The organism is Jeongeupia naejangsanensis, from assembly GCF_016865585.1.
GTDB classification, from domain to species: Bacteria; Pseudomonadota; Gammaproteobacteria; order Burkholderiales; family Chitinibacteraceae; genus Jeongeupia; species Jeongeupia naejangsanensis.
In genome coordinates, this window is the sequence record NZ_JAESND010000005.1 from 65911 (window position 1) to 90724 (window position 24814).

Consider the following 24814-nt stretch of genomic DNA (forward strand, 5'->3'; position numbering starts at 1 on the left):
ACCAATCGTATGATACGAAAAATCGTAACATAATCCTTTACCGAAAACGAGTCGCTTTTCGGTCATCAGTTCGGCCTGTCACCCTCGTTCGAGCGTTGAGCACCGCAGACTCGTTGTCTCCATTCAGCCCAATCGGTACTTCAAGGCGGCTCCAATCTGAAATCCCCCTCCGGAAACGGCTGCTCTTGCTCGCGGACGATTTGTTCCCACGCGTTCTGGCGCTTGCGAACGGATTCTCGCCAGAGTGTTGGATCAATGCCTTCACCGTGGCGCTCAATGAATCGATCCAGCGCCGGTGTTCTCCTGTACACAAGCTGCCGGCATGCTTCGATACTGGTGCCACGCAGGTGATAGATGTTCAGCTCAGCCAGCATGCACCTCACCTTGCCGGAAGTACGGCCGACTCGGTCGGCGATTTCGGTGCCGAATATGTGCGTGCACAGGAAACGGTCCACATCCACCTTCCGGATCCGGGAGCCGATATCCTTGTTGGTCCCCAGCTTGTGCGCACGGATGTACTCGTTCTGCGTCAGCCAGTAGGCCACCTGCTGCTTCACGCCCAGGACCTTTGCGAGTTCGGGAACGCTGATCCAGTTGGCACGGCCTGATTCCAGCGTTTGATGCCAAGCTTGTAACCGCTGACGATGAAACACCCAGCGACCGATCCCCTTGGCCTGTGGCCAAAGTCCTTCGATCGCCATGTCTCCGGCTTTGACTGCCTCGACCAGTGACACGACCTCGTCGGCGTTCCACTGCCAGTACTTCAGGACCTGTGCGAAGGTGATGTGGTGATCGTCCAGCTGCCCCAGCTTGGGTAGGTCCTCACCCAGCTCGGCCAAGGCATAGACTTCGCTGCTGGAAATGCACCAGGGCAGATAGGGTTGATCGTTTACGCGCCGGGCAGAGGGAAACAACAAGCACAGGATGCGCTGTAGCCTGGCTTTGTTGAGTCCGAGGATCTCGATCGCCTTCTTCAAAGTAATTTCGCCGGCCAGTTCGTTTTCGACGACATCGAGTTGCTCCTTGCGGACCATGAGGAAATGCCGCCCCTTCGTGCTCACCGACTCCTGGCCCTCCAGCAATCCCTCCCGGATCAGGTGACGCAGGCGCGCCATTGAAATACCCAACCGGTCCGCGGCGGCTTTGCCCGGAATCCACTGGACGTCGCTCAACAGCTCGACGGCCAGCCGCCGATTGCGCCGAGCCAACCCGCCCTTCCAGTGCTCGGTCAGCCATGACTCGAAGGCGTCGCGCACCGGGCTGAAGACCGCCTCGCGCAAGCCGCCCTGATACAGATAGGCGTAGGCGTTCTGGAACACCACGTTCAGCCCGGCTTTTTGCTCACTGTGGACGCCTTGCAGCTGGCTCAGCGCAAGATGAAAACTCCGCGGCCAGTCGAACAGGATCTCGGCGGCCAGCGAGGTGATCGGCCACGACACCTCAATGCTGCCGGCGTGAAGGACTTTCAGGGGCTTGGGGCCGGCATCCGGGTCAAGATACGCGCCCAGATAGCGGATCAAACGAAGCAACTGATCCAGCTTCATCCCGACAAGCGAATAGCTGAAAGGCCTTGCCTCCACAGCTTGGCCATTCAGTAGCTGTTGCATCGCCGCGCTCAGCAATCCCAGGTGCCAGGGCGCGCGCTCCGTTCGCTCCTGCCGCAGGTCGGCACCGCACTGGCAGCGCAGCACCTCGTCGCGATGCCAAGAGAGCGGCTGGCCACAACTGCTGCACTGGTCGACCAGCCAAACCCAGTGCTTGGGGCAGGCGTCGAAGAACATCAGCTCCCAGCCTGCTTGCCAGGTCGGCTCGTCGGCCAGGCAGCACGGGCAATACCGCGCTTGCCGCTGGTTCCAGGCCTGTGACGAATCGACCTGAAGCGAAGCCATCCGCGCCACATGTGCATGCAGCTCCGGAAACAGGGCTGCATCGGGCAGAAGCTGGAACTGCCGCAGCGCATCGGGATGGAACGACAATCCCATCTGCTGCAGATCCCGCGGTGTCATGAGATTGGCTGCAGCCAGTCGCAGCAGGTAGCCCTGCGGACCCTCGCCACGGGCGGGATGCGGTCGGAGCAGCAAATCAGGAATGCGTGGTGCTGGTAACAATGCATCCATCACGCCACTCCCTTCGGCCGCAGGCCGAGCTTGGCGGCAACCGGCGAACCCGTGGTATCCAGCCGTGTGTGCTGGAAAAACACCTCGCCAGGTCGATCCAGCGGCCTCAGTGGCGATTCCGGGTGGAACGGATTCAGCCGATCCGGCACGTCCCGCCACACGCGCTCGCGAAACCCTGCGGACAGAACGTCCAGCGCGATGCTTTGGATCCCGGCGCGGTTGGCGGCCGAAACGGCGCCTTCGAGGATTTTGAGGGTGTAGTCGAGCAAGCCATAGCTAGCTACGTGCATGCGCCGGGCCAGATTGGCTTCATGCAGCGGCACCTCCGACGGCGTCGGGAGGCATGCTTCCAAAGCCTTCAGGATGCCACGGTACTCCCGGAAGTCATCCTCAACGTCCTGGCTGAACGGTTCGATCCGCAAGCGCTGCGAAAACCGCCGGGCCAGCTGCTCATTGCTGGTCACGACCTGCTCGGCAACGTGCAGGCCGCATCCGACCAGGCCGATGTGCGTGTCTTCCAGCAGGTTCTTGAGCCAGTCGGTGACGTCGCGGAAGGCCGTGACGTTGGGCGTGTAGAAAAGATGCTGGAATTCGTCGAGCAACAGCATCTCGACGCCACAGCGCTCGAACAGCTCGCGCAGCTTGGTGGTTTTTTCCGGGGCCGTGCCACGATGCGATTTGCGGTCACCCATTGCTTCGAGCATCGCCCCGGCGAGGCTGCGTACTGTCGGCGACGACGGCACCGATGCCAGCAGAACCGGGATCGCCGTACGTTGCGCCTCGTAGCTGCGGGGAAACTCGCCGTCGTAGGTACGAATGATCGTGCTCTTGCCGGCCCCGGACGGGCCGGTCATCAGCAGACCACCGCCCTGACCGTACTTGCGTCGCCGGTGATGCAGCTCGGCAATCTGGAACATCGCGTTCTGGAAACGTCGATGCCGAATCGGCTCGACCAGCAGCTTGTAACCCAGCCTCTCCGGCACGCCATGAGGCGTTGTGGGCGCAAAGCGCGTCATCAGGTCCAAGGGATCCATGATCAGCCCCTCCCTCGGTCGTCACCACCGAAATCCGGCAGCTCGTCATCAAGCCCGGATGGCAGGTCTTCGGGAGGCAACACCTTCGCTTGCTTGATCGGCCGACGAGCTGCAGTCAGCGGATCCTTGCCGCTCAGGATGGCGTCGCTATCAGGTTGCAGCTTGCGTGCCGCCGCCTTGCGGTGGCCCATTTTCTTGGCGCTGGTAGTCTGTTGAATGAGTTCCAGAACCTCCTGTTTAGCCTGTAGCAGCTGTGGGGACAGCACATGCTCACCGAACTTTTGACGCGCATGCTCGCGAATCACTCTGTGAATGTCTCGCGATAGACCGTCTGCATACTCCAATACCTTGGCGGGAACACGCAGATAGACCTTGGCATCCGGATCAAGCACTTGGATGTAGCCGACGTCGTCATGAAAGTAGCGAATGTCGACCTTGGGGTTGTTGCCGTAGCGCCGGCGGATTTGCTGAACCAAGTCGTTGTTGTAATGCAGCCCTTCCAGCTCGATGCCGTAGTGGAACAGCGTTCGCGTCGCGGCCATGCCCATCACGATGTCGAGCTCTTGCGGATTGACCGGCAGTTCGACGATCTTTTGCTTCGCGGATTCGTTCCACAAATCCAGTGGCCGGCCACGCGCACCGCGGTGCGGCGTCACGTTGTACACATCGACGATCCATTTCGTGATGACGTGGGTCAGGCTGGCTATGTCGATCGCCGCCTCGTCTTCGGATGCATAGTCGCCACGCTCGTTTGGATTGGAAAACGTCGTGCCCGGAATACGGTGGATTAGGCCTATGTTGAGCGTCCGGAAAAATCGCTCGATCGCGCCTTTTTGAACCGGTGTTTTGGAGGCGCAAAACAGGATCTGGATGCCAAGCTCCAGCGCGGCTTTTTCAACGGCTTCGCTATGCAGATCCATGCCATTGTCGACCGCGATCAACAGTGGAATACCGCAGGCCGGCCATGGATTGCTGATATCCGGAAATCGAGCGAGCAGTTCGGACTTCGGGAGGATGGCTTGCTTCAGGCATTGCAGAACGCTGTTGGCAGACGGCGGCTGCAGGCTGAGATAGAAGCCGAAAATCAACCGTGAAAAGCGATCGATTGCCACCGTCAGCCAAGGCCGGCCGTAAGTCAGTCCCGACGTTGGATCGGTCACGATCAGGTCCAGATTGGTATGGTCAATCTCTACCCGCTCCAGGATGGCGTTCACCTTGATCGAGTCAATCGCAGCCCGGTACTTCAACCGTGCTGCCTCGGCGCCCTCGCGTGAGACATCGACAAGATCCTGCTCCAGGTCGTCCAGCCAGCGGTACACCGTCGAGCGCGCCGGGCAACGCATCTGCAGCTCATGCGGACGCCCGTTGTTGATGGCTCTGATTGCGCGGCGCAGCTCGTCGACGACATCGCTTTTCGGCAGCTTCTGGCTGGTCAGGTACTTGGCAAGAACCTGTTCGAAAACGGCGTAACCGGGTTTTCGATGATGCGCCGACGAAGCACGGTTATGCGGAATCAGCGCCAGAATGTCCTTAGTACTGCGGTACCGCCGCCACCACGCAGCGACGGAGGATGCGCACGGCGGATGTGCATCGCCAAGGCTGTCCGCAGCAGACTTGATCAGCTCGGTCCACGCCTTGGGGTTGTACGGCCGCGACTCTGGCTGAACGCTGTTCAGATAGTGAATCCGCCGCTTGGCGATCAACTGCTGCGCCGCAGGGTAAGTGCCCAGATCACGTGGTGTCACCAGATAGATGGCGCTACCGAGCTCGGCCAGTGAGTGCTCGTCGATCAACCACGCCTGGGATTGCCAGCGCGCCAACAGCTCCTCGTTGGAGAGATTCAGGATCTCGCCATCGTCGGAGATGAACTGGATCTTGCCTGTGGCGAGCCGACGCTGGAGTTCCCAACCCAGCAGGCCCTCAAGAAAGCGCAGCCCGCGTTTAAAGGAGAACCGTCGCATGGCAGCCTCCTTGGGACAGCGCCACGACGGTTTCAGGTGAGAGCTGTTGTGCTAGGTCGCAGGCGAGCAAGCCTGCCGCGATCAACCGAAAGGTCGTACTCCGCCCTAGCAGGTCGTCCCATTCGGCTAGTGCCAACGAAGCGCGATCATCGAGTAGCCGGACGAGTTTGGAATGGTCCGGGCACTGACACAAACCATGCCGAGCGAACACAGCCAGCATCTGCAGATTCCCGAAGCGCGGCTCACGGCGGATTTCGAGCTCGGTGAGAATCCGGAAACTGGTTCCTGTTCTTTGGTAGTGCGCGGCGATCGCACCGTACTTGGCCCGCAGGCTGGGCTTGGCCAGCTCGCTGCTGGGTTTGACCTCGATATGGATCAGCTGCTGATCCGACAGCGTAATGGCCAGGTCTGGCACATAGTCGCGCTGTCGGTGACCATCCCAGTACGAGATGACCTCCGGTTGTTCCTGGTAGCGAATCACGCCCGGGGAAAGCTCTGCCAGCAGGATGGCATCCCGCTCCAGCAGAGACTCCCAAGCGACCATGCGGCCCAGTTTGGCCGATGGGAAATAGCCGCGGATGTTTCTCCCACGGCGGGTAACGACTTTACGAACTCGCATCGTCTGCTCCCGGTCACGCAGGCAAAGCGAGCCCCTGCGCTACCACGCATCAAGTTGAAATCAGCCAGCAAAAGGACGAGCGAAACCACCGTTCGGCAGGATGCCGTCCGTTTTTTTGGCTGAGGATGGGGAATCAGGCTTGACCGCTTTGAAGCGAGGGGACGATACTGAGCTTGTTGAGGGCGGGAGCATCGTCTTCCGCGTCAAAAGGGGCAGGCCATTGGTCTGCCTTTTTTCTTTACATGGCTATCTCCTTCGCATGGGGAGGTCGATCGGCAACGCAAGCGACCGATCGTTGTCTGCCTGCCAGACCCGCTCGTCGTATCCGGAGCGCATGGTCACCCTTTCGGCTGCGGTGCGCTGCTTTGGTGAGCCTGCCGATCAAACTGGCCGTTGACCCATTGCTCCACGTCGTCTGCTCGCCACTTCCTTGACCGGCCAATCCGAATAAATGTCGGCGCGTTACCGGCGACAATCAGCTTTTCAAGCTGCCTCAGACTGATACCCAGCATCGCAGCGACTGATTGGGCGTTGAGCAAGATTGGGCTGGTCATGGTCCGTAGATGCACTCATATGCACGCACTAATGAATATTACCAATCGGACCACGCCAATAGCCGCATTGTCAAATACTGCCGATCATTTGTCGATTGGCAATAAGGCCGAATATCGACACGAATATATCGCCATATGTTTTTTTGATCAACGCCTCAACTTATTTGCCAGAAAAACACACGGCAATTATTAGCCATTCACAGGCATAAGTTGCGCATTTGGATTTTTTCAGTCAACACAATAAAATCCGAATTTTTTGGATTGATCCTGATTACAAAATATTCATGAAATCAGGTTTCTGGCATCAATCCATGCCAGCAAATAAACCGACTACGCGTATTTAACTTACTTGCCGTTATCCCAGTGACTTGTTTCATCACTTTGATCGGCACAAACCCCTTAGTCCGCAATGAGCTCGGCGAGGCCTAACCCGAGTCAGCAGTCATGCTAAACTGACGAAGCTACGCGGCACTGCTGTTTACGAACAAACTTGTACCTAAGGTCAGCGACCTTCTCCGGGGTACATTGACCTCTCCGTCAGGCTACGCTGTACCGTTGGTGGCTTGGCCGGAGGCTGTTTGAATATGCCCGAAGACAAATCTCCCCGTTTTATTCCTGCAATCCACGATGTACTCGGCGTCCCAGTGCAGCGCCCTTACGACTGGAGCAACCGAGGGAAGATTTCTCCTGAGGTCCTGATCGCCTGCATCTTCAAATCCGGCATCTTCCAGGACTTGATCAACGTCACCATCAAGTTCGGCCTGCCGCGTGTGCGCGCCGTCGCGGACGTCATGATGCAGACCGATACCTTGAACGATCGAGCCAAGAAAGAAATGCTTGCCAACGTCGCCTTGATCGAAAAGCACATTCACAAACAGCAACAGCTTAAGCGGTAAAGCTCGACCCGGGCGGAGGCACGTCGCATTTCGACCTGCGGAACCGACTCAAGCATGTCCGCTCCGCTCAGAACTTCTGCTGCTGATCGACGTGCTCATGCATCGCTGCATTCGCTGCCTCGGCCAGCTCGCTAAAGCGCTTCGACGCCCAAATCGCCAAGCTACCGACGATAAAGCAGCCCAATGCCACGGGCGGGAAAATCAGGAACGGCACGCCGATCACGATCATGAACCAACCGAACCACTTGAAAACTTTGATCGCAATACGCTGGTTGCGTAGCTGAACATCTAACAGGTCATGCATTTTTTCGGGCATGAGTCCTCCGTAAGTAATGGGGCTGGCAACTGCGTTACTTGATCTGGTCTGCAGCTGCTTTTGCTTTCGCCACGATCTCTTTCGTCTTGGCTGCGTCTTGTTGCTCTGCGTTGATGGCCTCAGCCACCGTCATCTTGCCGTCGATCTGGGTGATCGGATGGTGTTCGAGGTAGCCCAGGTACGCGGTACGCTCTTCGAGGGTGAGCGACATCACCACCTTGTCGCGCAACGCTGGATCGACCATTTCGGCGAGCGTGGTCGACTTGAGATTCGAACCACAAGCCACCAGGAAGGCGCCCGTCATGAGACAGGCAAGGGAAGCGACAAAACGCATTGCGGACTCCTTTTGACGTTGTTGATTTCATGAAAGCGACCCCGGAAGACTAAGGAATACTTAGTGTTCGGTCAACGTCAACCTAAGAGTCTCTTAGCTTTCATTAGAGAGCTAAGCGATGACATCCAACATCTCAATCATCGGCAAGCGTTTGAAGGAAGCGCGGGTTCACGCTGGGTTATCGCAGGAACGACTGGGCATCCTCGCCGGCATCGATGAATTCTCGGCCAGCGCGCGGATGAATCAGTATGAACGCGGCAAGCACGAGCCCGGGATGGAGATCATGAAACGCATCGCGGAGAAACTGCACCGTCCGATCTCGTACTTTTATGAGGTCGATGATGACTTGGCCCACCTTATCGAGATTTACGGGGGCTTGGATCAGCAGCGGAAGGAGAAGCTGCTCGCAATTGCAGTTGAGTTGCATGGAAATCAAAGCGAATAGAAGGCCATATCGCGATAGCCCGGTGTCCGGCAGCTGGCTCAGGGGCGGTTCACCGCGCGATCAGTGCTTGCGTTCATTTCGTGAGTTTTCTCGACATTCCTGTCTACACACTGTCTAACTTAATTGGCATGGCCCGAAGTCAAACTGTAATATCCATCATTTCCTGACGATCTTTGTTTGAGTGAAGATGGATATCAATCAGCTTCTTTCCAGCTTCGCCGGCGCGTTCACGCAAGACCAACGGCTGCTGAGCCTGTAGCTCGGGCTGGCGCGCGAGCTGCTGCTGCCGCAGTCGGTCGGGCGAAAAAGCACTGTCGCTCCCTAGCGATAACATCGTGTAACCATTAGCTGTCATACAGAACCCTGTGCTCGTCCACACGGCGACGAACCGACGTATCTGATGAGGGAGTGAGCATGTATCTGAAGCGAATCCGAGCGTGCAACTTTCGCGTGTTTGGCGACGGCACGACTGCGCCCGAACTGAACTGGGAGCTAAATCCCGGCCTGAACATATTGGTCGGCGAGAACGACGCAGGGAAGACCGGAATCGTCGACGCCATCCGTCAAGTGCTGCTTACCACGAGCTACGAGAGCGTCCGGCTCTATGAGCAGGACTTCCATATCAATGGCTCTAATAGGGCTCAAAGTCTCTTCATCGAGGCCACGCTAAGCGGACTGTCCAAGGAGCAGGAAGGCGCCGTGTTGGAGTGGCTCACACTCGAGGACGACGATACCTGCTCGCTCATCGTTCATCTCCACGGTAAGTTCTTCCCAGCGCAGGCCACTAAGCGTGCCCGCGCGGACATCATCGTACGTGCCGGCAAGGACGGCGCCGGTCCCGAAATTGGCTATGCGGTCCGAGAGCTCATCCGCGCAACCTACCTGCGTCCGCTGCGCGATGCAGAGGCGGAGCTGCGGCCCGGTCGTCAGTCCCGTCTCTCGCAAATCCTTGCCGCTCACAACGACATCGCCGGGCAGGAGGTCAACGACTTTTCCAAGAACTCTCCCGGTACGGTTCCTGACAACTTGGTCGGGTTGATGGCCTTCGCTCAACACCATCTAGGCGAGCATAAGGTCATCAAGGGTGTGCAGGAGGACATCAACAATAATTACCTCAGCAAGTTCTCGTTCGCGGGCGACAAGTTGGAGTCAAGGATTCGAATCGCTCCCGACCTCTCTCTGGCGCCGATTCTGGAGAAGTTCGAGCTGTCACTCTTGCCCGGTGGCTCTGTTCATCCTGACGAGCGCTGCATTCGCGGACTGGGCTACAACAACGCGCTCTTCATGGCCACCGAGCTGGTCCTACTTCGTGATGGTGACGAACTCGCGCTGCTGCTGGTCGAGGAGCCCGAGGCACACTTACACCCGCAGCTCCAAGACCGGGTCATGGACCTGCTCAAGCAGCACTCGAAGGAAGTACCGGACGAAGAACGTGTTCAGGTGGTGATGACCACACATAGCCCGTCGCTGGTTTCGAGCGCCGACATCGAGACGATGACCATGGTGCACAAGGGGCAGACGTATCCGTTAGCGTCTGGGCACACCAAGTTGCAGAAGACCGACTACTCATTCTTGCAGCGCTTCATAGACGCCACCAAGGCCAACCTATTCTTTGCTCGCGGAGTCATGATGGTTGAGGGACCGGCTGAAGCCATTCTGCTTCCCACGCTTGCGGACGCCTGCGGCCGGTCGTTCTCGAAGCACGGCGTCTCCATTGTGAACGTGGGGCATACCGGCCTCTATCACTACGCACGCATCCTGCAACGCCAGAACCCAAATCCCGAGTACCCGGTCCCGGTTGTCTGCCTCACCGACCGCGACATTGTTCCCGACATCGCCAACACCTATGTGGAGAGGCCGAAGAAGGGAAAGCGATTCGAGTCCGACTACGACGCTAAGGGCATAGACGATCTCGTGCAACGCAAGCAGAACCGAGCTCAGGGAGGCAAGACTATCGTCTGCGTATCGGACCGCTGGACCTTGGAGTATGACCTCGCGCTGAGCGGCTGCGCGGAGGTGATGCATATCGCCATCTCCTTGGCCGAGATGGCGGAGACCAAAGGCGAGAGGCTCAGCAATGAAGACGAGAAGCTCGCCAAGGTTGCGGCCGAGGCGTCGTGGAAGTCCCTTCAGGCAGCTAAGCACACGGCAGAGCAGCTGGCATCCATCATCTATCAGCCCCTTTATGAGAAGAACGCATCCAAGGCCATTGCCGCGCAATACGCTGCCCAGTTATTGGCATCCGGTGACTACGGCAGGGGCGATGTGCTCTTTAAGAAGCTGCCTCTGTATCTCCAGGACGCGCTCGCTCATCTGACAACGCTACCACCAGCTCCGGCCTCTACTGCCGGCTCGTCGGTAGTCACCAATCCTGCAGACCCTAACGCGTCCTTCGCACGGTCCGTTTTGGCGGCGGTGGAAGCTACTGAAGCAGGAACATGTGAATGACAGCTGTTCTCCTCGAACCTCAGGACTTGGGTCATCTGGTGCAGTTCGTTCCTGATTTATGCTTCGACGACGCGGAGCGACAAGCCGCGCTGCTTGAGAACGGCTCGAGGGACTTCAATGCGGTCCCGGGCAGCGGCAAGACTTCACTGCTCGCGGCCAAGCTCCTACTGCTTGCCATGAAGTGGCCTCATCCCCACAAGGGCATCTGCATCCTGAGCCACACGAATGTGGCGCGCGAAGAAATCACGCGTCGGCTCGCCCAATCGGTGGAAGGCTCAAGGCTGCTGGCCTATCCGCACTTCATTGGGACCATCCACGGATTCGTCAATCAGTTCTTGGCGATGGCCGCTCTACGCCAACGTGAGCTCAAAGTTGATGTGATTGACGACGCTGTTTTTGCAAAGCGAGCGTGGTCACTGGCGAATAGCAACCGCTACGCGACGCTACGCGTCTGGCTGAGCAAGCAGCACAACGCCGAGGTCTTGGTAAATAAACTCTTCTACAAGAGCGCCACACTGGATGTCGTGTCCGAGGGCGGGGGGCTGCCGGGCGCTCATACCGCCACATACAAACAGATGGTTGCGTTGAAAAAAGAGCTAACGGGTGTCGGTATATTTCGACATCGAGACATGTTCGCATACGCCGAGCTGGCCCTCGCCGAGCACCCACATCTCTTGGACGTCGTGCATCGGCGCTTCCCCATGGTCTTCATCGATGAGATGCAGGATACCTCGTGGGAGCAGGAAGAGATCCTGAATAGGCTCTTCGAAAATCGGTCTACGGTGCAACGCTTCGGCGACGTCGACCAGAAGATCATCTCTGGAGACCCCGAGTCTGACAAAGCCACCTTTCCTCGGACTGGCCACGGCACCATTAGTACCAGCAAACGCTTCGGCAAACGCATCGCAGAGGCTGTAGCAAGCATTCGTGTCAGCCAGCAGCCTGTCGTAGGAGAAGCCGATGATGCGTGCAGCCCGGTTCTGTTGCTCTACAAGACGACTAACATCAACCGCGTGGTCTACCGGTTTGGCGAGCTTGTTGTCGACCGCTTCGCGGAGGATGCGCTGACGAACCGTGCCGTCCGCGCAATGTGCGCCCGTCGCGGTGGAGAAGGAAAGGTGGACCCCGGCCGCCATATGGGGGACTACTGGCCAGCCTTCGAGCGAGCGCAACCGTCGTCCACCAAAGACGACCTGCAAGTTCTTCTCCAATGGCAGCGGGCCACATTGGCTGAGCGGGCCACCGAAGTGCGCCGAGGAGTGCTGCTGACGTTGCGAGCCGCCAAGGCACCTGTGGCTGACGAGCTGCACGATGGCCGCTACTTGCTCCGCGCGGTGAAGGAGCAACAAGGCGATGCGACGCAGCTGCAGCAACTCATCCGCGAATTGACACTGACTCCCCCTTCCTTTGTATCGCCGGATGACAGAGCTGCGCTTGCCTCAACGATGTATGCGCATCTGGCCTGCCTTCTTCGGGCGGAGATGACTGCCGAGGAGTTCGCGGCACTCAAACTCTTCGCCAATCCGCTGATGGGTGAAGAAAAGCCAACAGAAGGCGGGCCGCCGACGGTTTGCACCGTGGTGCATTCTGATCGCGAGCTAGAGTGCAGCCTTGGCACTGTCGCCAGCATGAAGGGAGAGACGCATCTTGCTTCGCTCGTGCTGGAGTCTTACGGGAAAAACCGGCGTTTCGACTTGCAAATGGCGCTCCCGTTCATTGCCGGTCTCGGCAAGAACTTCAACAAGCTCACTCCCGCCCAGCAGGGGCAGATGCGGAATTTGTACGTCGGGATGTCCAGACCAACCCAATTTCTTTGTCTAGCGGCCAACGAGTCTCGCGTGGATGCTCAAACGCGTTTAGCACTGGCGAAAAAGGGCTGGGAAATCGACGTTCTGTCTTGAAAAGCGTCAGCAGCAGTGCTCATCGCCGCGAATTCATCTAGGGCAGTCATGCGCCGTGATTACCTAGCTGGCGTTGTCCGATATCAGCCTGAGCTGGACATCCAGCTTAAGTTGAAGTGTGTAATCCGATCATCCGTAATTATGCATTCTGGCACTCGTAATCACCGTGCTAGACCTGACCCCGAGAGTTATCGGGCAAGAAGTAGATCGATCCTGATTCCATTTAACTTATCAACGGTTCCTGCTCCTCGCGCGCGACACCAGCTAAAAGAAGCGTAAATGACTGCCAAACTCAGCGAAACCATCATCAACGAATCCCTAGAGAAGCTGTCTTGGAAGCAGTTATCAAGCCACCTTGCCGCGACCACCTTGACGGAAGAGGACGCCAACAAGTTGACTGGGCTTGTCAAACGCGCCGAATCGCTCGTCTTGAAAAGAAAGAATCCTAGCCAAGAGACGAAACGCGATGAGCTTCTCCAAAAACTTGCTAATTTTCTGGATGCCAAGAACTACCCGAATCAAGCGGAATTTGTGCGCAATTACGACGCGCGGCTCAAGGAAATCGATAGTGTGTATAAAGGCATTCTTGTACATCTAGCAAAGACCGACGCCGCAGCCCTAACTCCTGAGCTCCGCGTCTCGGCACTCCTTGACCGTGCCAACCGCGAATACAACGAGCTGCAGTCGCGGATGTTGCAAGGCATGCAAGGCGAGGGGGTACTAGATCTCGGAAAAGTCACCCTGAGAGACGATGACGGGCGAGCTTTCAGCCCCGATGCTGTGCACGAACTCATTGTCGCTACCTTCGCTAGTACATTAGGTATGGAGGCACACATTCACGGATGGTACGACCCTAACGGGGTATTGACGCTGCCCTCGCTTCCGCCATCCACCGAGGAAAATCGACTCTCCGTGGGGTCTGTCCAACTTCTGGCCGCATCCTGGAGGAGCTGGCAATTTGCTGAGCGACGTCATCGTTTCTTAGATGGCGCCTTGGAGAAATGCACCGAACTTGATCCTTCTTGGACCAACCGCGGTTTCACTAGCTTGTGGCAGTCTCGGCCAGCTGATGACTTGCGAGAATTTCACGACTACCTTGCGAACAACCGACTAGCTGAGAGACTGAGGCAGCATTGGGTCAAGGTTCTAAGCAACCCGAAGTACCGTCGAGCAGTTGCGGGTATAGATGGTCAGGTAGAACTGCTCCCCAAGAACGCCATATCCCTCGACGAAATCCACGGCGCTACAGCCCTCAGCCAGCTACTCTCGGGGGCAATTACCGAGGACTGCGAGTTGTACGCGGGATTGACACTCGCGGAGTGGGTCCGCGGCTACTCTGCGTTACAGAGCGTTTGCGCAGCCGCTATAGCTAGGGGCGACCCTGATCATCTCACCATTCGATTCAGTCGTCCTGATCTAGTGGCACTCCTAGAGCGCCTCGGACTACAAAATAGCAAGGCGGAGGTCTTCGTCAACCACGCGACCTATAGAAAGGCAAGTCGAGACTTGTTCGACCAGCCTCTGATCAAGCTTCAAGACGGAAGCCTCATTCTGCTAGCGCTTTCCGGTGCGACCTCGTCCATTCCGAATGTCATCTTATCGACACTTGGGATGCTAGAGGTCAATCTTGATGGTCGAGGCAAGCGATTCGAACGGTACATCATCGAGTTCCTAGGCAGGCAAGGTATCAAGGCCAAGAATATCGTGTGCAAACGCGGTGGTGAGATATACGACTACGATGTCGCCTTCGTGTGGGGCGACTACCTCTTCCTACTGGAGTGCAAGAGTCGTGGCCTTTCAGGTGGCGACCCAACCAAAGCCTATTATTTCTCACTTGGCATTCGTGATGTAATAAAACAAGTTAAGCGTTTGGCCGACGGCTTGGAGCGCTATCCCGATATTCTCACCGATCACTTTCCCGAAGCTGTTGGTAAGCAGGTAGTGCACTGTGTGATCAACTCACTGCCGTATGCAGTAATTGATGGAATAGACGACATACACTTCACTGACGAAGGGTCGTTCACTCGATTCTTCCAACAATCAGAGATTGGGCCACGGAGTTTCGACCGCGACAAAGGCCTAGGTGACATAGATCCAGGCACGGCCGTTGCATTTTTGTGGGATGGGCCTTGTCCGACGCCCGAAGACCTCTTGCGGCAACTAAAGAACCCGATTCAGCTTGCGATATCTACAACGCACACGACGCTTTCTCCGCTTTACGTGCCTGTTGGAGAGCAAACCGCACTTCAATTGATTGCGTTTGGTAGTACAGACACTACACTTGCCAGCCACAGGCAGGCTGCGCGAGAGGCTGGTTATCGAAGTGGAGGCGATCCATCGGATCTTCCATAAAGACAAGAAATTTTGTGTTCGACGCTAACGGTGACGGTGAGCTTTGGGCTTTCGAGATGCTCCTGTGAATGACCGTACCTCGCTTAAACGGACGGTCCGGGCGCAACTGGTAAAGGTCACCTTGCGACCCGAAGTAGCCGCACAAAGTGCTGCTTGAGGCTCTTACGAGGCGGCCTTGCAGTAAACGCTTTGATATCGAGTCCGTCGTGAATCAAAGGGCGGATATTGGCAACACCGCCTCTACGAAATCTGGGGCGGTTCATTGAGCCTTGAGCTGCATTAGGAGCGCTCGTGTCTAACCAAGCCCCCATTCTTCACTCCGAACAAACGCAGAATTGGCTCAACCAGTTCGCAATGGGCGACCGCAAGCTCGCCGAAGAGTTGCTTTCAGCCTTCATGCTTGTGTCTCGTGATGATTTCCACGACCACTTGCGGGAGCTCATTCTTGAGCGCGCAGCTCTGGTGAACGGTGTCGTGGCGCTTTATGCAGAGCGTGAGTTGAGGCACCGATTCGGCGTTCCTCACCGCCTGTTTAAGGAGTCATCAAAAAAACCACGTCGCGCAGAAGGGAAGGTAGGACCACCAGCAGTCAAAGCGACCAAGGCATACGATCCGTCGGTGGGTAGCGAGGGGATCGTTGCTCAACTGATCACCGAACTTTGTCGTGAATTCCCGAAAAGGTTTGTGAGCCATCCAGGACCCGACCAGATACGCCAAAAGAAAGTTCGAGCCTTTTGGGTTGTGACCGATCTCGTCGGCAGTGGGACGCGTGCCCGAAATTATCTTGAAGCTGCATGGCGAGTGCGGTCCATTCGGAGTTGGAGCTCTGGTCACTTCCTCAAGTTTTCGGTCGTCGCCTACACTAGTACGGCCCATGGGGAGAGGCTGGTTCGAAACCATCCATGCAACCCGGAAGTTATTCAAGTCACGCCCAGCCCAACCATCGATAGCGTGTTCTCGAAAGCGGACGCTGAAAAGATGACGCGACTATGCCAGATGTACGATCCTACGGTGTCCGATTCCAGCTTCGTTCCTTGGGCCTCCGTAGGTGATAGCTTAGGGTATGCCGGTACCGGCGCACTTCTCGTATTTGCGCATGGTGCCCCAAACAACGTGCCATTGATGTTCCACAAGACATCAAAGCGAAAACGTTCACCGTGGACACCATTGTTTCCTGCGAGGGTGTCGGCCACTATCGCTTCCCACTCGTTTGGCGTTAGCTTAAATGCTGAGAAGATTCAGCAACGCCTAACCAAGGTTGGGCAGACGGGCTTGGCCAATTCAAGAGCGGTCTTGAATAGCGACATTCCAACGGGCAAGGTGCTCTTACTGCTTGGCGCCATCTCACGTCCTCGTCGCTTTAGCGACAGTGTGCTATCACGTCAAACGGGCATGCCAACTTACGAGGTTGCTCGCCTTTGCACGTTGATGGCCAGCTATGGATGGATTGATTCTCAGCGTCGGCTTACCGACGCGGGGCAGGGGCAACTGAGCCATGCGCGAAAAAGTGTAACCAAGCAGATGTCCGAGCTGTTGCAGCCTCTTGGTCAAATCGAGATAAAACCGTACTATCCGAAATCGTTGAGGCATCCGGTCTAAGCAATCTAGATTCGGTGCGCGTCGAAGAGGACGTAACCACCATCGATGCGCCTCGGCGTATCGACCGGGCACAGACTACTGTCGCTCTATGTAACAGCCCCCGCTTACGGCTAAGTACGCCCGCCACAAGGCTACGTGGCGAGGTCTTCGGCTTGCGGCGGGCGTACTCACCCTGCGGGTGTCAAAGTAGATGACAGACTGGAAGCCTCAACCCTATCGCCGCGCAGCAGAGGATCTTGGCATATCCAAAGCAGTGCTCGACGCCTCCATCGCCGCAAGCTTGGCCGTGGTAGACGTCAACCCATCCCTCCCACCAATTCTGACACTTAAGCATTTGTCCCACTTGAGCGGCGTACCGTACCAAGACTTGCGCCTAATAGTCAGTCGTGAGAACGCAGACCCGTACAAGATTTTCCGAATTCGCAAGCGCCCGAGGCGAGATGGGCTCACGCAATTTCGGGTGATTTGTATTCCTGAGGTCAAGCTTGCAGAGGTACAGCAATGGATAGCCAGAAAGGTGCTGGCTCACGGCCGGCCTCACTCGGCAAGTACGGCTTTTGCACCAGGCTCGCGATTAGTTGACGCAGTGCAGCCTCATTGCGGCAGCCGCTGGATCATCAAGGTGGATGTACGACGCTTTTTTGAATCGGTATCCGAAATAGCGGCCTATCGAGTGTTCCGACGTTTAGGCTACCAGCCACTCATGTCGCTGGAACTTGCTAGGCTATGTACACGAGTCGGCCCGATTACAAAGCTAAGGCGCACACGTCACTGGACACGGGTGGCGCCGCTAGATGCTGCAACAATTAGGAGCTACGCAGTTCGCCATCTGGGGCACTTACCTCAGGGCGCATCCACCAGCCCAATGCTTGCCAACTTGGTCATGTGTGATGCCGATGCCGAACTTACCAAAGCCGCCGAGTCATTCCATCTAATCTACACCCGGTATGCCGATGACCTAACCTTTTCGACACGTAATGCCGCGTTTGATCGGAGTGCTGCGGTAACGCTTATCAAACAGGTCTATCGAGTATTGGGGCGCTTTGGACTTGAGCCCAACCTTGCAAAAACTCAGGTCGTGCCACCTCGAGCACGGAAAATTGTACTTGGCCTCTTGGCAGACCAGGATGTGCCCCGCCTAACACGTGAGTTTAAGAAAAAAATGCGCATGCATCTCTACTATTTAGAGCGCGCAGACGTAGGCCCAGTGAGGCACGCGCAGCAGCGTGGATTTTCAGCGGTTGCTGGACTACGCAATCATTTGTTGGGACTTGCAGCATATGCTTCCCAAGTAGAGCCCATGTATGGGGCCGAACTAAGGAAGAGACTCATGGCAGTATCTTGGCCCATTGTTTATTGAGGTAAGTGACGTCCCCCCGTCTTGAATAGCACTTCGCTTTAGAGTCCGGCCCCCGATATTACCGGTTTCTTCATCGCTAACTGCCGGGCGTACGCCGAGGGCGTCAGCCCGCCCAACACCTTCTTCGGTCGTTCCTCGTTGTATTCCCGCCGCCAGGCTTCGATCAGCACCCGCGCATGCGCCAAACTGGTGAACCAGTGCTCGTTCAGGCATTCGTCACGTAGCCGTCCGTTGAACGATTCGATGTAGGCGTTCTGATTCGGCTTGCCCGGGGTTCGATCTGCCGCAGCGTAATGCCGCGCTGATGCGCCCAGTTCAGCATCGCCCAGCCGCAGAACTCCTTACCATTGTCAGTGCGGATGATCTGCGGCAAGCCGCGCCAGAGTCCCAGTCGATCCAGTTGCCGCGTCAGGATGTCACCGCTGATGGCCCGCTCCGGGATCACCGCAATGGCCTCATGGGTCGCGTCATCGACGATGGTCAGGCACTTGATCACCCGGCCTTCGGCGGTGCGATCGAACACGAAGTCCATCGACCAGACCTCGTTGGCGGTCTGCGGTCGCAGCAGCGGCTGTCGTTCGGCCAGTGCAACCTTCTTGCGTTTGCGTCGCCGCACCTGCAGTCCGGCTTGCGCATACAGCCGTTCGACCCGCTTGAGCCCCAATCAATCTCCTCTCACAAACGTAAAGGACCGAATTAAAGGGGGCCTGGCTTTTCAGCGCCGAAAAACAAGAGGCCTCCGACAAGGGGAGGCCTCTTAACTAATCCCAAAAATCTAGAAATTTGGGAAAAATCTAAATCTTGGCGGGATCCTACAACGTCAGATATCGATGTTCCGCGCCACCAGCGCGTTCTGTTCGATGAAGTGCCGGCGCGGTTCGACCTGGTCGCCCATCAGCGTGGTGAAGATTTCGTCGGCGGTGATGGCGTCGTCGACGCTGACCTTGAGCAGGCGGCGGACGTTGACGTCCATGGTGGTTTCCCACAGCTGCTCGGGGTTCATTTCACCGAGGCCCTTGTAGCGCTGGATCGAGACGTTGCGGCGGACTTCGCCGATCAGCCAGTCGAGCGCGTCCTTGAAGGTCGGCGCCTTCTGGCGGTTGTCGCCACGGCGTACCTGCGCGTCCGGGCCGAGCAGACCGGCGAGTGCGACGGCGGTCTTCTTCAGCTGGGCGTAGTCGCCGCTCTGGATGAAGTCGTCGTCGATGTACTGCATGGTGATCACGCCGTGCAGCTTGCGTTCGATCTTCAGTTGCCAGCCTTCCTCCAGCGCGTCGGCTTCGATCGTGAACGCCGGATGGTTGACCGCCTTGGTGAGGCGGGCGGCGCCGTCCTGCGCTTCGGCTTCCGAGCCCAGGGTGATCGGTTCGATCGCCAGCAGGGCCTGCAGGATGCTCGGGTCGAGGAAGCGGCTTTCGCGCTCGATCACCGCTTCGGTAACGAAGTACTGCTTGGCCAGCGTTTCCAGCGCGTCGCCGCCGATACCCGGACGGCCTTCGCCCGGCAGCAGTTCGGCATCCTTGAGCGCGGCGCGCAGCAGGTGCTGCTTCAGCTCGGCCTCGTCCTTCAGGTAGGTCTCGCTTTTGCCGTGCTTGAGCTTGAACAGCGGCGGCTGGGCGATGTAGATGTAGCCGCGCTCGACCAGCTTGGGCAGCTGGCGGTAGAAGAAGGTCAGCAGCAGGGTGCGGATGTGCGAGCCGTCGACGTCGGCGTCGGTCATGATGATGATGCGGTGGTAGCGCAGCTTGTCGATGTTGAACTCGTCCTTGCCGATGCCGCAGCCCAGTGCGGTGATCAGCGTGCCGACTTCCTGGCTCGACAGCATCTTGTCGAAGCGTGCGCGTTCGACGTTGAGGATCTTGCCCTTCAGCGGCAGGATGGCCTGGAACTTGCGGTCGCGGCCCTGCTTGGCGGAGCCGCCTGCGGAATCACCCTCGACCAGATAGAGTTCGGACAGCGCCGGATCGCGTTCCTGGCAGTCGGCCAGCTTGCCCGGCAGGCCGATGCCGTCGAGGATGCCCTTGCGGCGGGTCAGTTCGCGCGCCTTGCGCGCAGCGTCGCGCGCACGCGCGGCTTCGACGATCTTGCCGCAGATGATCTTGGCGTCGTTCGGGTTCTCGAGCATGAAGTCGGCCAGCGCCTGGCTGATGACTTCGGACACGACCGGGCCGATCTCGCTCGACACCAGCTTGTCCTTGGTCTGGCTGGAGAACTTCGGGTCGGGCATTTTCACGCTCAGCACGCAGGTCAGGCCTTCGCGCATGTCGTCGCCGCTGGTCTCGACCTTGGCCTTCTTGGCGAAATCGCCCTGCTCGATGTACTGGTTCAGCGTGCGTGTCATCACCTGGCGCAGTGCGGTCAGGTGGCTGCCGCCGTCACGCTGCGGAATGTTGTTGGTGAAGCACTGCACCGATTCCTGATAGGTGTCGTTCCACTGCATCGCCACTTCGACGGTCATGCCGTCCTTCTCGCCGATGGCGTGGAAGATGTGCGGATGCAGCACCGACTTGTTGCGGTTCATGTACTCGACGAAGCCGCTGACACCGCCGGTGTAGTTGAAGTTCTCTTCCTTGCCCTGACGGCGGTCGATCAGCGTGATGTTGACGCCGTTGTTGAGGAAGGAGAGTTCGCGAATGCGCTTGGCAAGGATTTCGAAGTGGAACTCGACCACGCCGAATGTTTCTTCCGACGCGAGGAAGTGCACCTCGGTACCGCGCTTGTCGGTGGTGCCGATGATCTTGAGCGGATCGACACGCTCGCCACGGCGGAACTCCATGCTGTGGGCATGGCCGTCGCGGCGGATGGTCACGCGCAGCCAGTCGCTCAAGGCATTGACGACCGAGACGCCGACGCCGTGCAGGCCGCCGGAGACCTTGTAGCTGTTCTGGTCGAACTTGCCGCCGGCGTGCAGCTCGGTCATGACGATTTCGGCGGCCGAGCGCTTGAACTCGTCGTCTTCCTTGATCGCGGTCGGAATGCCGCGGCCGTTGTCCTCGACCGAGATCGAGTTGTCGGCGTGGATCACGACCCGGATCGTGTCGCAGTGGCCGGCCAGCGCCTCGTCGATCGCGTTGTCGAGGACCTCGAACACCATGTGGTGCAGGCCGGTGCCGTCCTGGGTGTCGCCGATATACATGCCCGGGCGCTTGCGGACCGCCTCCAGCCCCTTGAGGATGCGGATGCTGTCCGCGCCGTAGTCCTGGCCGTTCTGCTCGTTCGGAAGATCGCTCATGTCGTCGTCGTGTCTCTTGAAATGCAAAAAGGCCAGGTTCGCCCTGGCCCGGCGTCATGCGGGGATCTAGATCCGCATCGGCATGACGATGTATTTGAAGTGCTCGTTGTCCGGAATCGTCACCAGCACCGACGAGTTCACGTCACCGAAACTGAAGTGCAGCGTTTCGGCACTCAGGTTGGTCAGCACGTCGAGCAGGTACTGGATGTTGAAGCCGATATCCAGCGGTGCGCCCTGGTAGGCGACTTCGACTTCTTCCTGCGCCTCTTCCTGCTCGTTGTTGTTGCAGAGGATCTTCAGCAGGCCTTCAGTCAGCACCAGACGGACGCCGCGGAATTTCTCGTTCGAGAGGATGGCGGCGCGCTGCAGCGACGACAGCAGGGACGTGCGGTCGATGGTCAGCAGCTTGTCGTTGTTCTGCGGAATCACCCGGTTGTAGTCGGGGAACTTGCCGTCGACGACCTTGGAATGGATGACGATGCTGCCGAAGCTGAACTTGACCTGGTTGCCGGCGATGTCGATCGCCACTTCGTCGTCGACGTCGCCGAGCAGCTTGTACAGCTCGAGGATGGTCTTGCGCGGCAGGATCACTTCGTTCTTGTCGAAGCTCGCCGACAGCTCGGTCGAGGCGAAGCCGAGACGATGGCCGTCGGTGGCGACCAGCTTCAGGTGGCTGCCTTCGGTGACCACGAAAAGGCCATTCAGGTAGTAGCGGATGTCCTGATGCGCCATGGCGTACTGGACGCGGCCGAGCAGCGCCTTCAGCTGGCCCTGCGGCATGCGCAGCGTTGCCTTCAGGTTGGTGTCGACCGCCAGCGTCGGGAAATCGCCCGCCGGCAACGTCTGCAGCTGGAAGCGGCTCTTGCCCGCCTTCAGCGTCAGGCGGCCATCGGCCTCCTCGAGACTGACGACGGTCTTGTCCGGAATCGCGCGCAGGATGTCGGAAAACTTCTTGGCCGATACGGTGATCGCGAAATCGTCGCCCGAAAAACCTTCGCGCTGACTGCTTTCGATCTGGATTTCCAGATCGGTGCCGGTGAACGACAACGCGTCACCGGCCTTGCGGATCAGCACATTCGACAGAATCGGCAGCGTGTGACGGCGCTCGACGATCCCGGTGACCGTGGCGAGCGGTTTGAGCAGCGCATCGCGTTCAGCTTGCAACAGTTGCATGACATCCCATCCGCGAGAAAATTGTTTGAAGTGGAACCGCCGAATTTTACCTTAAATCAGCGGCTTCTGATGCCGGCGCGGCGTCAGCTGCGCAGCATTTGCAGCAGCACGCTGTACTGGTGGCCGAGTTCCTGATCGTTCTGCCGCATCTCGTCGATGGTGCGGCAGGCGTGCAGCACCGTCGTGTGGTCGCGGCCGCCGAACGCGTCGCCGATCGCCGGCAGGCTCATCTGCGTCAGTTCCTTGGTCAGCGTCATCGCGATCTGCCGGGGCCGGGCGATATCGCGCGTGCGCTTCTTGCTGTGCATGTCGGCGACCTTGATCTTGTAGAAGTCGGCGACGGTCTTCTGGATGTTCTCGACCGAAATCAGCCGGTTGCCGGCGGCGAGAATGTCCTTCAGCGCTTCCTTGGCCGCGTCGAGCGTCAGCGGCTGGTTGGTGAAGCGCGAGTAGGCGAGTACCCGTTTCAGCGCGCCTTCCAGCTCGCGCACGTTTGAACGGATGTGTTTGGCAACGAAGAATGCCACGGTCGAATCGAGCTTGAAGTTCTCGCGCTCGGCCTTCTTCATCAGGATCGCCACGCGCATCTCCAGCTCCGGCGGTTCGATCGCGACGGTCAGCCCCCAGGAGAAGCGCGACGTCAGCCGCTCCTGCAGTCCTTCGATTTCGCGCGGAATCCGGTCCGACGTCAGGATGATCTGCTTGTGGCCTTCGACCAGCGCGTTGAACAGATAGAAGAATTCTTCCTGGGTCTTGTCCTTGCCGACGAAGAACTGGATGTCGTCGATCAGCAGCAGGTCGAGCGAGTGGTAGTAGCGCTTGAACTCGTCGAACGCCTTGTGCTGGTAGGCCTTGACCACGTCGGTGACGTACTTTTCGGCGTGGATGTAGCGGATCTTCGCCGCCGGATTGCGCTGGTGCACGAGATTGCCGATGGACTGGATCAAGTGCGTCTTGCCGAGGCCGACGCCGCCGTAGACGAACAACGGGTTGTAGCTCTCGCCCGGATGTTCGGCCACCTGCTGCGCCGCAGCGCGTGCCAGCTGGTTGGCCTTGCCGGTAACCAGCGTCTCGAACGTGAAGTTCGGATTCAGGCGGGTCGTTTCGTGATTGGCCGCAGCGGCGGCGATCACCGGCTGCGCCGGCGCCGGATTGGCCGGATTGCTGCTCGGCCGGCGCGGCTGGGCCGGCGCCGCGGCGACGGCGCTGGACGACTGGCTGGGCGCGGCCTTGCGCGGGCCGCTGCCGACCTTGAGCGAAATCGTCGGCGCTTCACCGCCACAGAAACCGGCGGCGGCTTCTTCGATCAGGCCGAGAAAACGGTCACGGATGAACTGCAGGAAAATCTGGTTCGGAACGATCAGATGCAGCGCGTCATCCTTGGGCTCGGCCACCAGCGGGCGGATCCAGATGCGGAACTGGTCGGCGCCCAGGCGGCCTTCAAGTTCGGTCAGGCAGTGGGCCCAGCAATTTTCGAGCGCGGACATAGAAGGGGGCCAGCTTCGCGACAATAGCAGGCCACGCCGGAAGTCGATTTCAGGCGCGGCGGCGGTGCGAAGCCGATGGCAGGGTGGTGGTGGATTGGCTGAATTCTACCCTGAGCCGGCAAAGTTATCCACAGGTTTGCCACAACATCGCCCGACGAAAGGGTTGACAAGCCCATGGCTTTATTGTGGAATCAATGGTTTACTGTCGATTTAGTCCGCTCAGGAATTCTAGTCATGAAACGTACTTTCCAGCCGTCCGTTATCCGCCGCAAGCGCACCCACGGTTTCCGCGCCCGCATGAAGACCAACGGTGGTCGCAATGTGATCGCCGCGCGCCGCGCCAAGGGCCGCGCTGTCCTGTCGGCTTAAGCAGACCGGAAGCGCCGGCATGGCGCCCGCTCTTCGCTACGGCTTCCCGCGGGTACTGCGCCTGCTGAAAACGGATGATTATTCATCCGTTTTTAGTTTGCGCTCGTCGGCAAGCAACGACTACTTCCAGGTGCTGGCACGGCCGAACGGCCTGACCCATGCCCGTCTCGGGATGGTCGTCGGCCGCAAGACCGACAAGCGTGCCGTGGTACGCAACTACATCCGCCGCAGCACGCGCGAGGTGTTCCGTCTGCACGCCGCCGAATTCGCCGGGCTTGATCTGGTTGTCCGATCGCGCCGGGCCTTTGGCCGCAAGGAAGGCGAGGCGGCCAGATCGGCATTGCTGAAGCTGTTCCGCAAGCAACGCGCCCGTCACGCGCCGCCGGGATGATGACTTCGATGCTCAAGGCGCTTGCAATCGGCCTGATCCGCTTCTACCAACTGTGCATCAGCCCGCTGATCGGCCCGCGCTGCCGCTATACGCCGACCTGCTCGCATTACGCGATCGAGGCAATTGTTAAACATGGCGTTTCGCGCGGCGGGTGCCTTACAATTCGCCGGCTTTGCCGCTGCCACCCCTGGGGCGGCAGCGGTCACGACCCCGTCCCCTGACTTTC

At 58.4% G+C, this 24814-nt stretch carries 21 protein-coding genes and 1 pseudogene; 10 read left to right on the forward strand and 12 right to left on the reverse strand.

Annotated features, from left to right (window positions below; genetic code table 11):
* Positions 1-140 precede the first annotated feature (140 nt).
* The 5 genes from JMJ54_RS11255 to JMJ54_RS19645 form a co-directional block, all read right to left on the reverse strand.
* Positions 141-2117 carry a TniQ family protein gene (locus JMJ54_RS11255; protein WP_203538659.1) on the reverse strand — a complete coding sequence of 659 codons (1977 nt, stop codon included), beginning with the start codon at positions 2115-2117 and terminating at the stop codon, positions 141-143.
* On the reverse strand, positions 2117-3151 hold the full coding sequence (locus JMJ54_RS11260) for a TniB family NTP-binding protein (RefSeq protein WP_203538660.1): 1035 nt from the start codon (positions 3149-3151) through the stop codon (positions 2117-2119). Before JMJ54_RS11260 ends, JMJ54_RS11255 begins: the two co-directional genes overlap by 1 nt.
* Before the next feature lie 2 nt (positions 3152-3153).
* Entirely contained in the window at positions 3154-5112 is a 1959-nt protein-coding gene (locus JMJ54_RS11265) for a TnsB C-terminal domain-containing protein (protein WP_203538661.1), read from the reverse strand.
* Positions 5093-5731, reverse strand: a complete 639-nt coding sequence (locus JMJ54_RS11270; protein ID WP_203538662.1) for a TnsA endonuclease N-terminal domain-containing protein — start codon at positions 5729-5731, stop codon at positions 5093-5095. Before JMJ54_RS11270 ends, JMJ54_RS11265 begins: the two co-directional genes overlap by 20 nt.
* Positions 5732-6069: 338 nt before the next feature.
* Positions 6070-6285, reverse strand: a complete 216-nt coding sequence (locus tag JMJ54_RS19645) for a helix-turn-helix transcriptional regulator (RefSeq protein ID WP_203538663.1) — start codon at positions 6283-6285, stop codon at positions 6070-6072.
* A gap of 584 nt (positions 6286-6869) precedes the next feature.
* On the opposite strand from JMJ54_RS19645, the gene JMJ54_RS11280 reads away from it, so the two are divergent.
* A complete protein-coding gene (locus JMJ54_RS11280) occupies positions 6870-7181 on the forward strand; it encodes a hypothetical protein (protein WP_203538664.1) in 312 nt (103 codons plus the stop codon).
* A 67-nt stretch (positions 7182-7248) separates the two neighbouring features.
* Here the strand turns inward: JMJ54_RS11280 and JMJ54_RS11285 are convergent, their stop codons facing one another.
* On the reverse strand, positions 7249-7497 hold the full coding sequence (locus tag JMJ54_RS11285; RefSeq protein WP_203538665.1) for a hypothetical protein: 249 nt from the start codon (positions 7495-7497) through the stop codon (positions 7249-7251).
* A 34-nt stretch (positions 7498-7531) separates the two neighbouring features.
* Positions 7532-7831 (reverse strand): hypothetical protein, encoded by a 300-nt coding sequence (locus tag JMJ54_RS11290; RefSeq protein WP_203538666.1) that lies wholly within the window; start codon positions 7829-7831, stop codon positions 7532-7534.
* Positions 7832-7949: 118 nt separating this feature from the next.
* Here JMJ54_RS11290 and JMJ54_RS11295 point away from each other — a divergent pair, with 118 nt between their 5' ends.
* Positions 7950-8276: a helix-turn-helix domain-containing protein gene (locus JMJ54_RS11295; RefSeq protein WP_203538667.1), complete on the forward strand. Its 327-nt coding sequence runs from the start codon at positions 7950-7952 to the stop codon at positions 8274-8276.
* Between the two features lie 139 nt (positions 8277-8415).
* Here the strand turns inward: JMJ54_RS11295 and JMJ54_RS11300 are convergent, their stop codons facing one another.
* Positions 8416-8631 (reverse strand): hypothetical protein, encoded by a 216-nt coding sequence (locus JMJ54_RS11300; protein ID WP_203538668.1) that lies wholly within the window; start codon positions 8629-8631, stop codon positions 8416-8418.
* Positions 8632-8690: 59 nt separating this feature from the next.
* On the opposite strand from JMJ54_RS11300, the gene JMJ54_RS11305 reads away from it, so the two are divergent.
* From JMJ54_RS11305 to JMJ54_RS19650, 5 genes are all read left to right on the forward strand, one after another.
* On the forward strand, positions 8691-10724 hold the full coding sequence (locus JMJ54_RS11305) for an ATP-dependent nuclease (RefSeq protein ID WP_203538669.1): 2034 nt from the start codon (positions 8691-8693) through the stop codon (positions 10722-10724).
* Positions 10721-12625: a UvrD-helicase domain-containing protein gene (locus tag JMJ54_RS11310; RefSeq protein ID WP_203538670.1), complete on the forward strand. Its 1905-nt coding sequence runs from the start codon at positions 10721-10723 to the stop codon at positions 12623-12625. The genes JMJ54_RS11305 and JMJ54_RS11310 overlap by 4 nt, the downstream gene beginning before the upstream one ends.
* A 279-nt stretch (positions 12626-12904) precedes the next feature.
* Positions 12905-14977 carry a nuclease-related domain-containing protein gene (locus JMJ54_RS11315; RefSeq protein WP_203538671.1) on the forward strand — a complete coding sequence of 691 codons (2073 nt, stop codon included), beginning with the start codon at positions 12905-12907 and terminating at the stop codon, positions 14975-14977.
* Between the two features lie 291 nt (positions 14978-15268).
* Positions 15269-16576: a phosphoribosyltransferase-like protein gene (locus JMJ54_RS11320; protein WP_203538672.1), complete on the forward strand. Its 1308-nt coding sequence runs from the start codon at positions 15269-15271 to the stop codon at positions 16574-16576.
* A 190-nt stretch (positions 16577-16766) separates the two neighbouring features.
* Positions 16767-17936 carry a reverse transcriptase family protein gene (locus tag JMJ54_RS19650; RefSeq protein WP_203538673.1) on the forward strand — a complete coding sequence of 390 codons (1170 nt, stop codon included), beginning with the start codon at positions 16767-16769 and terminating at the stop codon, positions 17934-17936.
* Between the two features lie 38 nt (positions 17937-17974).
* On the opposite strand, the pseudogene JMJ54_RS11330 reads toward JMJ54_RS19650, so the two are convergent.
* The 4 genes and pseudogenes from JMJ54_RS11330 to dnaA all read right to left on the reverse strand — a co-directional run.
* Positions 17975-18591 (reverse strand): annotated as a pseudogene (locus tag JMJ54_RS11330) (IS3 family transposase); the annotation flags it as partial.
* Positions 18592-18756: 165 nt separating this feature from the next.
* Positions 18757-21168 carry a DNA topoisomerase (ATP-hydrolyzing) subunit B gene (gene gyrB / locus JMJ54_RS11335; RefSeq protein WP_203538674.1) on the reverse strand — a complete coding sequence of 804 codons (2412 nt, stop codon included), beginning with the start codon at positions 21166-21168 and terminating at the stop codon, positions 18757-18759.
* Between the two features lie 66 nt (positions 21169-21234).
* A complete protein-coding gene (gene dnaN / locus JMJ54_RS11340; RefSeq protein WP_203538675.1) occupies positions 21235-22341 on the reverse strand; it encodes a DNA polymerase III subunit beta in 1107 nt (368 codons plus the stop codon).
* An 83-nt stretch (positions 22342-22424) separates the two neighbouring features.
* Positions 22425-23828 carry a chromosomal replication initiator protein DnaA gene (gene dnaA / locus JMJ54_RS11345; RefSeq protein WP_203538676.1) on the reverse strand — a complete coding sequence of 468 codons (1404 nt, stop codon included), beginning with the start codon at positions 23826-23828 and terminating at the stop codon, positions 22425-22427.
* Between the two features lie 234 nt (positions 23829-24062).
* Between dnaA and rpmH the strand changes: the two genes are divergently transcribed.
* The 3 genes from rpmH to yidD are packed head-to-tail and all read left to right on the forward strand — an operon-like array spanning position 24063 to position 24809.
* Positions 24063-24197, forward strand: coding sequence for a 50S ribosomal protein L34 (gene rpmH, locus JMJ54_RS11350; protein WP_189461072.1), 135 nt, complete (start codon positions 24063-24065; stop codon positions 24195-24197).
* 19 nt (positions 24198-24216) lie between these two features.
* Positions 24217-24588, forward strand: a complete 372-nt coding sequence (gene rnpA / locus JMJ54_RS11355; protein WP_203538677.1) for a ribonuclease P protein component — start codon at positions 24217-24219, stop codon at positions 24586-24588.
* Positions 24588-24809 carry a membrane protein insertion efficiency factor YidD gene (gene yidD, locus JMJ54_RS11360; RefSeq protein ID WP_203538832.1) on the forward strand — a complete coding sequence of 74 codons (222 nt, stop codon included), beginning with the start codon at positions 24588-24590 and terminating at the stop codon, positions 24807-24809. The genes rnpA and yidD overlap by 1 nt, the downstream gene beginning before the upstream one ends.
* Positions 24810-24814 lie beyond the last annotated feature (5 nt).